This is a genomic window from Staphylococcus croceilyticus (genome assembly GCF_002902575.1).
Lineage (GTDB): Bacteria > Bacillota > Bacilli > Staphylococcales > Staphylococcaceae > Staphylococcus > Staphylococcus croceilyticus.
Genome location: NZ_PPRD01000103.1, coordinates 7,122 through 19,782 on the forward strand (window position 1 = coordinate 7,122; position 12,661 = coordinate 19,782).

General features: G+C 35.7%; 9 protein-coding genes. 6 read left to right on the forward strand and 3 right to left on the reverse strand.

Features of this window, described 5'->3' with window-relative positions; translation table 11 throughout:
• Nucleotides 1-280: 280 nt before the first annotated feature.
• Together CD128_RS10615 and CD128_RS10620 are read left to right on the forward strand one after the other, a co-directional pair.
• On the forward strand, nucleotides 281-1,861 hold the full coding sequence (locus CD128_RS10615) for an FMN-binding glutamate synthase family protein (RefSeq protein WP_103329868.1): 1,581 nt from the start codon (nucleotides 281-283) through the stop codon (nucleotides 1,859-1,861).
• Between the two features lie 154 nt (nucleotides 1,862-2,015).
• Nucleotides 2,016-3,302, forward strand: a complete 1,287-nt coding sequence (locus CD128_RS10620) for an O-acetylhomoserine aminocarboxypropyltransferase/cysteine synthase family protein (protein WP_103329869.1) — start codon at nucleotides 2,016-2,018, stop codon at nucleotides 3,300-3,302.
• Nucleotides 3,303-3,580: 278 nt separating this feature from the next.
• Here the strand turns inward: CD128_RS10620 and CD128_RS10625 are convergent, their stop codons facing one another.
• A complete protein-coding gene (locus tag CD128_RS10625) occupies nucleotides 3,581-4,039 on the reverse strand; it encodes a DUF1307 domain-containing protein (protein WP_197730766.1) in 459 nt (152 codons plus the stop codon).
• Between the two features lie 171 nt (nucleotides 4,040-4,210).
• Between CD128_RS10625 and CD128_RS10630 the strand changes: the two genes are divergently transcribed.
• Nucleotides 4,211-5,287 (forward strand): M42 family metallopeptidase, encoded by a 1,077-nt coding sequence (locus CD128_RS10630; RefSeq protein ID WP_103329871.1) that lies wholly within the window; start codon nucleotides 4,211-4,213, stop codon nucleotides 5,285-5,287.
• A gap of 369 nt (nucleotides 5,288-5,656) precedes the next feature.
• Here CD128_RS10630 and CD128_RS10635 read toward each other — a convergent pair whose 3' ends face one another.
• Nucleotides 5,657-6,475, reverse strand: coding sequence for an SDR family oxidoreductase (locus CD128_RS10635; protein WP_103329872.1), 819 nt, complete (start codon nucleotides 6,473-6,475; stop codon nucleotides 5,657-5,659).
• Between the two features lie 261 nt (nucleotides 6,476-6,736).
• Between CD128_RS10635 and CD128_RS10640 the strand changes: the two genes are divergently transcribed.
• From CD128_RS10640 to CD128_RS10650, 3 genes are all read left to right on the forward strand, one after another.
• Nucleotides 6,737-8,281 carry an AbgT family transporter gene (locus CD128_RS10640; RefSeq protein WP_103329873.1) on the forward strand — a complete coding sequence of 515 codons (1,545 nt, stop codon included), beginning with the start codon at nucleotides 6,737-6,739 and terminating at the stop codon, nucleotides 8,279-8,281.
• A 295-nt stretch (nucleotides 8,282-8,576) separates the two neighbouring features.
• Nucleotides 8,577-10,118, forward strand: a complete 1,542-nt coding sequence (gene ppx, locus CD128_RS10645) for an exopolyphosphatase (protein ID WP_103329874.1) — start codon at nucleotides 8,577-8,579, stop codon at nucleotides 10,116-10,118.
• A 98-nt stretch (nucleotides 10,119-10,216) separates the two neighbouring features.
• Nucleotides 10,217-12,382: an RNA degradosome polyphosphate kinase gene (locus CD128_RS10650; protein WP_103329875.1), complete on the forward strand. Its 2,166-nt coding sequence runs from the start codon at nucleotides 10,217-10,219 to the stop codon at nucleotides 12,380-12,382.
• Nucleotides 12,383-12,461: 79 nt separating this feature from the next.
• Here CD128_RS10650 and CD128_RS11915 read toward each other — a convergent pair.
• The coding region (locus CD128_RS11915; RefSeq protein WP_231917311.1) for a hypothetical protein at nucleotides 12,462-12,661 on the reverse strand (200 nt) is incomplete at its 5' end.

Consider the following 12,661-nt stretch of genomic DNA (forward strand, 5'->3'; position numbering starts at 1 on the left):
AAAATAGGAATAAGTAGGAAATCTTTCTTAACGATTTCATTACTGCCCCACCGATTTCTAGGTACTACATACTTAATAACTTCTTTCTCTTTCTCCATATGTCACCTCAAACTTACAACACTCATACTTTACTATTTTAAAATAAACTTATCACAAGACCAATTAATTTTTAGTAAATTTGTTATTTTAATACTTTATAAAAACTTTAAAAGTTTAATTGTAAAAAATAATAATTGCTATATCATTAAGGGTATATAGAGGCAAAGGGGGATGAATATAAATGAACGAATTACTTACTACGATGCAGTTTATTGTTAACATTATGATTTTTATCATCATCATTGGCTTACTAGTGCTTGCATTAATTTTCTTATTTAAAGATAAGTCGCAAACACAACACAGCGTATTACGTAATTATCCGGTTTTAGGAAGAATACGTTATTTTGCTGAGAAAATCGGTCCAGAATTACGTCAGTATTTATTTGCGAACGATACAGAAGGAAAGCCATTTTCAAGACAAGAATATACAGACATCGTATTATCAGGGAAATATAATTCAAGAATGGCAAGTTTTGGAACGTTAAGAGAGTATAAAGAAGGTTTTTACATACGCAATACGATGTTCCCATTACAAGCTACAGAATTACAAGTAGACAATAGCCAAATGATTTCTACGTTTTTATATAAAGTAGATAGTCAAAAATTATTTAAACGTGATGAACATCGTGAGAAAGAAGAAATTGATCCCTTCTATTTATCTGATGAGAATGCAATTGTCTTAGGGGAAGAGCTTGCTCATCCATTTAGAATCAAACGTCTTGTAGGTCAATCGGCAATGAGTTACGGTGCGTTAGGTTCACATGCGATTACTGCTTTATCAAAAGGTTTAGCACGTGCAGGGACTTGGATGAATACTGGTGAAGGTGGTTTATCAGATTTCCATCTTAAAGGTGGCGGCGATATCATCTTCCAAATTGGACCAGGATTATTCGGCGTACGCGATAAAGAAGGCAATTTCAGTGAAGATTTATTCAAAGAGTTAAATCAACACAAAGAAATTAAAGCATTTGAACTAAAACTTGCTCAAGGTGCTAAAACACGTGGCGGTCACATGGAAGGTAATAAAGTAACAGAAGAAATCGCTAAAATTCGTAACGTGGAACCTCATAAAACTATTAACTCACCTAACCGCTTCGATTTTATTAATTCTCCAGAAGAATTATTGAAATTTGTAGATAGAATTCGCGGGATTAGCCAAAAACCAGTTGGCTTTAAAATTGTAGTCAGCAAGGTAGATGAAATCGAAAGATTAGTACAGACTATGGTGAAACTTGATATTTACCCAAGCTTTATCACTATCGATGGTGGTGAAGGTGGTACAGGGGCTACTTTCCAAGAACTTCAAGATGGCGTAGGTTTACCTTTGTTTACAGCTTTACCTATCGTTTCTGGAATGTTGGAACGCTATAACGTGCGTGATAAAACAAAAATTTTCGCATCAGGTAAATTAATTACGCCAGATAAAATTGCTATTGCGCTAGGTTTAGGTGCTGACTTAGTTAACGTAGCACGCGGTATGATGATTAGTGTGGGATGTATTATGAGTCAACAATGTCATTTAAATACATGTCCTGTTGGTGTAGCAACGACTGACCCTAAAAAAGAAAAAGCGTTAATTATTGAGGAAAAACAATATCGTGTAACGAACTATGTAACAAGTTTACATGAAGGTTTATTCAATATCGCAGCTGCAGTCGGTGTTAAAAGTCCTAATGAAATTACAAAAGATCATATCGTTATTAAACGAAGCGATGGTACGCTCCAAGAAATCGCAAACTATAAATTGAAACTAATTAGTTAGAGAACATTAAGCTAGGTTATCGGGCAAGCATAACCTAGCTTAATTTATATTTATTTCTCAATTCCGACTATTTTAGTTTGATTTATCCTCCAACTTCTGTATAATATATACAAATATAATTATCTGAAAATTCAATTAATTGGAGGTCCTCATTATGTCAGAACAACGCCCAAATTGGAAATTTGAAACTCAAACGATTCACGCAGGTCAAGTCATCGATGAATTCTCTAAATCACGTGCTGTGCCGATCTATCAAACATCAAGCTATGTCTTCGATAACACACAACACGCTCAAGACTTATTCTCTCTTGCTCAACCCGGAAATATCTACACACGAATTATGAACCCTACGCAAAATGTCTTTGAAGAACGCGTGGCTCAGTTAGAAGGTGGCGTAGGTGCGCTCGCAACTTCATCTGGCCAAGCAGCCATCACCCTTGCCTTACTCAATATTGTTGAAACTGGTTCAGAAATCGTTGCCTCTTCTAACCTTTATGGAGGTTCATTCAACTTATTAAATATTACTTTTAGAAAATTAGGCATCAAAGTCCATTTTGTTGATCCAAGTCATCCGGATAATTTTAAAGAAGCAATTAATGATAAAACACGTGCGATTTACGCAGAAACAATTGGTAACCCTGCCATCGATGTGTTAGATATCGAAGCTGTCGCAAATATTGCTCACGATCATGGTGTACCATTAGTTATTGATAATACATTTGCCTCTCCTTACTTATGTCGTCCATTCGAACATGGTGCTGACGTTGTCATTCATTCTGCTACTAAGTTTATTGGCGGTCATGGTACTTCTATCGGCGGTATCATCGTTGATAGCGGTAAATTCAATTGGGATAACGGCAAATTCCCTGGTTTAGTTGAACCTGACCCTAGCTATCACGGCATTTCTTATACGAAAGATGTCGGCGAAGCTGCTTATATCACGAAAGCCCGTGTTCAATTATTGCGTGATTTAGGTTCAGCCGTTTCACCTTACAACGTCCATGAATTCCTAATCGGTCTTGAAACACTTCATTTACGTATGGAACGTCACTCTGAAAATGCCTTAAAAGTAGCCCGCTTCCTTGATCAACACCCTAAAGTGACATGGGTTAATTATCCAGGACTCGAAAACAGTAAATATCATCAACTCGCAAATAAATATTTACCTAAAGGACAAGGTGCTATTCTAACATTTGGTGTCGATGGTTCAATTGACGACATCGCTCACTTCGTTGATGAATTACAATTATTCTCTTTACTTGCAAATGTCGGTGATTCAAAATCATTAGTCATCCATCCAGCAAGTACGACACATCAACAATTAACCGAAGAAGAACAACGTCAATCCGGCGTACTTCCAGAAATGGTGCGTTTGTCTATCGGTACTGAAAATGCTGAAGACATCATCAATGACCTAGACGCTGCATTAAACAGTATTTAACTATTAAAAAAAGAGCGGACAAAATTGTCCACTCTTTTTCATTGTTACAGTAATTAATAGCAGAAAGACTGTCAGAAAACCCTTATCAATCGAGGAAACGAAATGCGTGACGACGGGAGTTTACTACTTGAATAATGGAACACCTGAGCTAAAGCTCATGTGTAAGTACCACTAACTTCTAAAGAAGAAGTGGTGCTTTAAGGAACGCATAAGGTGACGACGAGTGAAAGGGTTTATCTACAGTCTAGGAGTGGGCACTTTCGCCCACTCTTTATTTTTTAGTCATCTGTCATATTTGATTTTTGTTTAAATCCTAAATGTTTTAAATAACGTACAGAACCTTCCATATTCACTTTCTTACCATTTTTAGATAATGTAGCGTACGGAAGTTGTTTTCCTATTTCTTTAAGATCTGCTTTTTTGTAGTCAATCTCAACGGTTTCAACCCATTTTTCATGGTTATCTTCTAATTTATACGATACGCCTTTATAATCTTTCAGTGAACGATTATCATCAAATACTTTTTTGCCTTCTTCTTTTGACATACCTAAATCATTATATTTTAACGTGCTAATTGTGTTTTGTTTTAACACTTTATTTTTCTTATAAGTTAAAGTTGTGATGACATGTTTACCATCAACGTCACCTTCATATGTCTTCGAACGCTCTTTACCACAAGCACTTAACATGCTTACACTTAATACAATAATGCCCACTAATATTAAGAATTTCTTCATAATATGCCTCTACTTCCCTTTTATTCGTCTTTGTAATAAATTATAGCACTTACTTATTGTAGATGTGAGATTTTTCAGTTCTTTTTATATTTTAAACTATTATTTTTCAGAAAATTAAGTTTAATCATGCTACAATAATTGTAACTACATATTTTAGGGGGTCATGTACATATGAAAGAGTCAATCGAATTACTTAAGTCATTGACTGACGTTAATGGTATTGCAGGTTACGAACGCAAAGTTAAAGAAACAATGCGTCAATATTTAGAACCCGTGAGTAATGAAATTATCGAAGACGGTTTGGGTGGCATTTTCGGAAAAAAAGAAAGTAAAACAGGCACAAAATCGTTAATGGTTTCAGGACACCTAGACGAAATTGGCTTCATCGTGACAAGCATTGATAATAATGGCTTCATTAAATTCCAACCAATTGGTGGCTGGTGGAATCAAGTAATGTTGTCACAAAAAGTAACAATCACAACGGATGATGGCAAAGAGATTCGCGGTATCATTGGTTCTAAACCGCCTCATGTCCTCACACCAGAAGCACGTAAAAAGCCAATCGATATTAAAGAGATGTTTATTGATATCGGCGTTCGCAGTAAAGAAGATGCTGAACAATACGGTGTAGAAGTTGGCAATATGATTACGCCATATAGTGAGTTCGAGCAACTTGCGAATGGTAAATATTTAACTGCTAAAGCTTTCGATAATCGTTACGGTTGCGCGCTTGCTATCGATGTTCTTAAAAATCTAAAAGATGAACAAATTGGTATCGATCTATATGCTGGCGCAACTGTGCAAGAAGAAGTTGGTTTACGTGGGGCTAAAGTGGCTGCCAATAAAATCAAACCAGACTTAGCTATTGCAGTGGATGTGGCTGTGGCATATGACACGCCAGGAATGTCTAATTTAGGTAGTGAAACAGCTATCGGTAATGGCCCTGTGGTTATATTAATGGACGCTTCAAATGTAGCACATCAAGGGTTACGTCAACACATCAAGGAAGTAGCGAAGAAACATTATATTACCGTTCAATGGGATACAACGCCAGGCGGTGGTACAGACGCAGGTAGTATTCATGTCGCAAATGAAGGTATCCCTACTATTTCTATTGGCGTCGCTTTACGTTACATGCATTCAAACGTTTCAGTGTTGCATACTGATGACTATGAAAATTCAGTACGACTTGTAACTGAAATCGTCCGTTCACTTAACGATGAAGCTTATGACAAAATAAAATGGTAACTTACTCGTTAAAAATTGTATTTTATATTCATTTATGGTATATTTATCTTAACGAACAGTATCGTCATATAATGACACCAACCCCCAGTCTATGGCAGTAGACTGGGGGTTTTAAATGGTGTATTGGTGTTAGTCGTCTTTATGTTTCTTATATTGTTCAAACCAATAGTCAAACAATATATTGAGCCACCGATTAAGTAACGGGGCTATTACTAGGACGAACAGCATCGTCATAAACTCCACCTCCCTTAAACGTATTACCGTCTAAGGAAAGACGACAGCTATATTATATCATTTTTATAAAATAAATAACGAATTAAAAAAGTCGTTCTAAATTAATAGAACGACTTTTTTACCACAATTTATTTTTTATTCTACTGTATTTTTCCAGCTATCATCACTTAACATTTCGCCAGGCCAAGTGTATGCCATCACGCCACCATCAATACGTACCGTTTCACCAGTAATGAATGAACTATCATCTGATGCTAAGAAAGCTACAAGTTTGCCTACTTCTTCTGGTTTACCTAAACGACCCATTGGTGTTACCCATTTTTGATTTTCACGGAATGTTTTACCCGCTTCATCTTCAGACGTACCTGCTAAGTTATCTACTAATGGTGTTTCAATTGTACCTGGTGCAATTGCGTTGGCACGGATATTCTCACGACCATATTCAATCGCAATTGATTTCGTAAAGTTAATGACTGCACCTTTCGCAGCGTTGTAACCTGAACGATATAAGTCCGCTGCTTGGCCTGAGAATGAAGCAGTATTAATAATAGAACCACCATTATCCATCATTAATGGAAGTAGGAATTTCGTTACTAAGAACGTACCTCTCATATCTACGTTCATGATGTTATCAAACACTTCCACTGGATATTCATGGATACGACCTGCACCATGATCCACACCTGCGTTATTAAAGATGACATCAATACGTCCATATTCTTCTTCGGCTTTCTTCGCGAAATCTTGAACTTGTTGGTCATCAGAAATATCCACTTTATAAGCCGTTGCTTTTCCACCATTTTGTTTAATCGCTTCGACAGTTTTTTCTAATTCATCAGAAATATCTAATGCTAAGACATGCGCACCTTCTTCAGCTAATGCTTTCGCTGACGCTTGCCCAATACCAGTGCTAGCCCCAGTAATCACTGCGATTTTATCTTCTAAACGTTTCATAATTATTCACGCTCCCAAATTGATTTCTACTCAACTTTATTGTTTGATTCTTCACTCTTTTTCCACAAAATGAAGCACCTCAAACGCAAGCGAATGAATGATAGCGCTTAACAAAAAATTTTAAACCTCATTTCAGCAATTTTTAAATTTAAATAACTTATTCAAGTAATAATTAATTCTTATATTTAAATTTCTGAATATTGCTATATTTTAAAATTTAGTTTGTTATACTTTACGTTATCTAATAAAGGGGGCCATTTCATGACCACAAATACAAAAGATAAACCATCTTTACTTACAAAGTTTTTAAATGGCGTTGAAAAAGTGGGTAATAAATTACCCGATCCAGCAGTACTCTTCTTTCTCATGTGTGTCGGCTTAGCCATCATCACATGGATTGTTTCATTATTTAATATCTCAGTTAAACATCCCGGAACAGGGAAAATCATCCATGCTAAAAGTATTATCAGTACAGACGGTATTGCGATGATTATGAATGATGCAATTAAGAATTTCTCTGAATTCCCAGCACTTGGTTTAGTGCTCGCTGTCATGATTGGTGTCGGTGCCGCTGAAAAGACAGGTTACTTTGACAAGCTAATGATTTCAGTCGTGAATAAAGCCTCTAACAAATTGATTTTACCTACGATTATCTTAATTGGTATCTTAGGTAGTTTAGCGGGAGACGCAGCCACAGTGATTTTACCACCACTTGCTGCGATGCTTTTCATTAAAATCGGTTACCACCCTATCGCAGGGTTAACAATGGCTTACGCTGCAGCAGTTGGAGGCTTCGGTGCCAATCTATTAATCGGTATGCAAGATGCACTCGTCTATGCCTTTACCGAACCAGCTACAAAAATTGTTTCAGATCACGTTAAAATCAATGTCGCGATGAACTGGTACTTTATCGCTGCCAGTGTATTCTTAGTACTACCTGTGATTTACTTTGTAACAATTAAAATTGTACTACCTCATTTAGGCAAGTATGATGAAAGTCAATCTGACCTAGATGAAGAGGATGAAACATCATCTAAAGTCACACCTACTGAGAAAAAAGCACTTTTATGGGCAAACATTTCATTTCTTATCTTAATTATCGCGCTCATTATTTGTTGTATTCCTGAATCAAGTTGGCTTCGTAACGCGAAGACAGGCAGCTTAATAGACGATTCACCATTAATTAATGGTGTCGGTTTAGTAATCCTAGTCCTGTTCTTAATACCTGGTGCAATTTATGGCGTTATGAGTAAACAAATCAAAAGCACAAAAGATTTAGGTAGTATGATTGCAGATTCATTAGGTTCAATGGGCTCATTCATCTTAATTGTATTCTTCGCAGCCCAATTACTTGCCTTTTTACAATGGAGTAACCTAGGCATTATCGTTGCCGTATATGGTGCTAAATTATTACAACATCAGAATGGTATCGTGCTTATTATCGGTATCATCTTATTAAGTAGTATAGTCAATATGTTAATTGGTAGTGCATCAGCTAAATGGGGTATTCTCGCTCCAATATTTGTACCAATGATGATTTTAGTTGGCTTCCACCCTGCGTTCACACAAATGATTTATCGTGTGGGCGACTCAGTTACCAACCCTATTACGCCAATGATGCCTTATATGCCATTACTGCTTTCTTATGCGCAAAAGTATGATAAAAATATGAAACTTGGATCACTACTTTCAAGTCTCATGCCATACACCATTGCTTTAAGTATCGCCTGGACCATTTTCGTTATTGTCTGGTACTTACTAGGTATACCACTAGGACCAGGTGGCCCTGTTAAAATACCTAAATAATTAGACATAAGAGTTGGCCATATAATTAAATGTAACAGGCTAATTTCACAATTTAACAGTTGCTAACTGAATTGAAAATGCGCTTCTATTAAGCTTTTTTCAATCCTAGTTATCCTTGTTGGGGTGAAACTACGAAATCTTTTTATCAACTAAAGATTTCTGTTTCACTCCCTTTTCTTATTAATAAACTAAGATTTCCCTTTGCTCCCTTTTTCAATCCACAATATTACGGTAAAATAAAAGTATAAATAAGTAATAAAATTCAACACATATTCTAGTCATTGAGGAGGACATGATGGAAGAACGTATAGGTTTAATTGATATTGGATCAAATACCATCAGATTAGTAATATTTAAATTCGATAAAAATACAGGTCTTAGTGAATTGCTTAATATTAAAACCCCTGCTCGCTTGAGCCAATATCTCACTAAAGACAACAAAATGAGTAAAGAAGGCATACATGTCTTAATCGATGCGTTACATAGTTTCAAATCAGTTTCAGACAAATTTGATGTTACAAAATTACATCCTATTGCGACAGCTGCGATTCGTCAATCAAAGAATAACGATGAAATTGTGAAAGAAGTTAAGAAAAATGTCGGTCTTGATATTAAAATCGTACCTGAGAAAGATGAAGCGTATTACGGTTACTACGCAATTACACATACGACTGAAATTGAAAACGGTGTCTCTGTAGATATCGGCGGTGGTTCTACAGAAGTAACTCTATTCAAAGACAAAGAATTATTTGAATCACACAGTTTCCCATTTGGTGTTGTCACATTAAAACGTAAATTCTTTGAAGGTAAAGATCACAACGATAAAAATGCGATTAAAGATATGGAGAAATTCTTATCTCAACAATTTGATACGTTAGATTGGTTGAAGGATCAAGAAGTGGCATTAGTTGGTGTTGGTGGTTCTGCACGAAACGTCGCACGTATCCATCAAGCTGAACACTCATACCCTATCGGTGGCGTTCATAACTATACAATGACAAATAAAGACATTGATGAAGTGTATGATATTATCCGTAAAAGTTCACGTGATGATTTAACAAACCTAGATGGATTAAGTCGTGACCGTGTAGACATTATCCTACCAGCTGTATCTGTCTTTAAAACGCTTTATAAAAAAGTAGACGCAAAACAATTTACATTTTCAAGAAACGGATTACGCGAAGGTTATGCGATTAAACAAATTCGCGAAAGCTATCCAGATGTATTTGATAAAAATAATGTGCGTAAAGAGGCAATCCATTTTTTAGCACGTGAATATCATATTGAGGATGTGAGTTCGCAAGCCCGCTTAAAATTAGCCAAATCTTTATTAACGCAACTAATTGAAATGCGCGATTTAGATGTTAGTGAGAACGATCAACGCCTCTTTGAAGAAGGCGCTTACATTTATTATTTAGGTAGCTTTATTGATTCAGATTCAAGTTCGCCACATACCTACTACATTATTGCGAACTCAATGATTAACGGCTATACGCATAAAGACCGTGTAAAACTTGCATTACTTGCCAGCTTTAAAAACAAATCACTACTCAAGTTTTATTGCAAAGAAACAGAATGGTTTAGTAATAAAGAAATCGACACAATCCAAGCATTGGGCGGCATCATTAAATTTATTAATGCGCTAAATATTTCGCACACAAGCTTTGTTGATGATGTGGAATTGAAGAAAAAGAAAAAAGGCGAAGATGATTATGAACTGACTGTATATTACACAGACGGGGAACCTATTGCTGAAGAGTATCAAGCGAATAGACAAAAAAAACATATCGAAAAGATACTTAAAGGGAAAGTTTCCATCATCTTTACAAAATCTTAAAATTAATATGCTATCTTAGCATTAGGTCATTCTGCCATTGACTATTTAAACACTATTAATAAAGTATATTTGAGGAAATGACGAGGTGTATTTGGAATATGCAAACTCAATTGGGAGAAAATGATATCAGTTTACCGCAGTACTACAATAACCGCGAATTAAGTTGGTTGGATTTCAACTATCGCGTACTACAAGAATCATACGATAATAACAATCCACTACTCGAAAAATTAAATTTCGTGTCAATTTTTAGTTCGAACTTAGATGAATTCTTTATGGTTCGTGTCGCTGGTTTGAAAGACCAAGTAAAAATGGGCTATGACAAACCGGAAAACAAAGCGCAAATGACACCACAAGAACAAGTTGATGCTATTCAAGAAAAAGCAAAAAGATACGTTGATAAACAATACGAACGCTACAATGAATTAATTGAGGAATTAAAAGATTACGACATCGTGATGTGCAAACCGGATGAACTATCTGACACATTATTAACTAAGTTAGAAAGAGATTTTAAATTAACAATCTTACCAACTTTAACGCCACTTGGCATTGATGCGTACCATCCTTTCCCAAAATTGAATAACAAAAGTTTAAATATCTTTGTTGATATTGATACTGAGGATGCAATTAATTCAGCTATTGTCCAAATTCCTTCACTCATTCCAAGATTCTTAACTTACAATGAGGGAGCTAAACAATATGTAGTTATGGTTGAAGACGTAATTACATATTTCATTAACTATTTATTTACTGGATATGAAGTTCTAAATACATTTACTTTCAGAATTACAAGAAACGCCGATTTAACTATCCATGAAGATGGCGCAGAAGATTTATTAATCGAAATCGAACGTTTCTTAAAAGAACGTAAAAGTGGTTCAGCTGTGCGTTTAGAAGTAGATGGCCGTACAGCTAATCCAGATGATTTAGACTGGTTAATTGAAACACTTGAAGTTGATAAACAAGATGTATACTTCTTAAATGGTCCTTTAGATTTAACATTTATTTTTGGTTTAGTGGGTCATTTATCACATAAATTAAATTATTTAACTTATGAGAAATATACACCACAAATTCCACGTTCTTTAGGCAATAACAACTTGTATGACCTTGCATTAAAACGTGACATCTTCTTCCATCATCCATACGAATCATTCGAACCTATCGTTGATTTCATTCGTGAAGCAGCTGATGATCCAAACACAGTAGCGATTAAACAAACATTATACCGTGTAAGTAAAGATTCGCCTATTATTAACAGCTTGAAAGAAGCTGCTGAAAAAGGTAAACAAGTAACGGTACTTGTAGAATTAAAAGCACGTTTCGACGAAGAAAACAACGTTCATTGGGCACGTATGTTAGAAGATGCCGGCTGTCATGTTATTTACGGTATGACACACTTAAAAACTCACAGTAAAATCGCTTTAGTTGTTAAACGTATCGGTAACGAATTAACATCATTCGTCCACTTAGGTACAGGTAACTATAACGATAAAACGGCTAAACTTTATACTGACATGGGTATCATCACAACAAATAAAGAAATCGCAGAAGATGCGATTAACTTCTTCAACTATTTAAGTGGCTACTCTGTTAAACCAGAATATAATAAATTAATCGTAGCACCATTCGATATTCGTGACGTCTTTATTGATCGTATTGATAAAGAAATTAATAGCCACCTTCAAAATGGTAACGGTAAAATCATGATGAAGATGAACTCATTAACAGATAAAGCTATTATTGAAAAGTTATTCGAAGCATCACAAGCTGGTGTGAAAATTCAATTAATCATTCGTGGTATTTGTTGCTTAAAACCAGGTATTCCTGGCAGTAGTGAAAATATCGAAGTGGTAAGTATTGTAGGTCGTTTATTAGAACACTCACGTATTTATTACTTCCATAATAATGGTGACGAACGCATTTACTTATCATCTGCAGACGTTATGACACGTAACATGATTAAACGTGTGGAAATTCTATTCCCTGTGGAAGATAAAGAGATTGGTAAACGTTTAGTAGACTTTATGGATTTACAGTTATCTGATAACCAAAAAGGTCGTTATCAAGATCAAAATGGTGAATATCACTATGTTGAAAATAATTCATCTCCATTAAACTCTCAAGTTTACTTAATGCAAGAAGCGATGAAGTACGGTCAAGAGTTAAAGAAGCGAGCTGCGCAACCTTCAGGCATGCCCGTCGTTTCTAAACGTCGTGCTGGCTGGATGAACCGTATCCGTCACTCATTTAAGAAATAGTCTTCGTACTATTAAAGGCAATGGTCCTTAATCGGGCCACTGCCTTTTTTTAGTAGTTCTTAGATAGATACTCACTCACTTAAGTTGCTAAGCTTTCCAGGGGTGCCGTCTCTAAAGCAATTCTAAAATGGATTGATATTACACTTAAGTTGAGACGCTTGCCTAGGGGGCTGGGTTGTAAAGAAATTCTCAGATGAACATTCACTCGTTTTTGTTGCGACGCTTTCTTGCGGGAAAGGCTCAAGCCTGTAGTCATGTAAAGTAGTTCTTTGATTTTAA

Bases quoted from the DNA above. Each gene is read 5' to 3' on its own strand.
- CD128_RS10615 (WP_103329868.1), top strand. From the start codon at position 281: ATGAACGAATTACTTACTACGATGCAGTTTATTGTTAACATTATGATT.
- CD128_RS10620 (WP_103329869.1), top strand. From the start codon at position 2,016: ATGTCAGAACAACGCCCAAATTGGAAATTTGAAACTCAAACGATTCAC.
- CD128_RS10625 (WP_197730766.1), bottom strand. From the start codon at position 4,039: ATGAAGAAATTCTTAATATTAGTGGGCATTATTGTATTAAGTGTAAGC.
- CD128_RS10630 (WP_103329871.1), top strand. From the start codon at position 4,211: ATGAAAGAGTCAATCGAATTACTTAAGTCATTGACTGACGTTAATGGT.
- CD128_RS10635 (WP_103329872.1), bottom strand. From the start codon at position 6,475: ATGAAACGTTTAGAAGATAAAATCGCAGTGATTACTGGGGCTAGCACT.
- CD128_RS10640 (WP_103329873.1), top strand. From the start codon at position 6,737: ATGACCACAAATACAAAAGATAAACCATCTTTACTTACAAAGTTTTTA.
- ppx (WP_103329874.1), top strand. From the start codon at position 8,577: ATGGAAGAACGTATAGGTTTAATTGATATTGGATCAAATACCATCAGA.
- CD128_RS10650 (WP_103329875.1), top strand. From the start codon at position 10,217: ATGCAAACTCAATTGGGAGAAAATGATATCAGTTTACCGCAGTACTAC.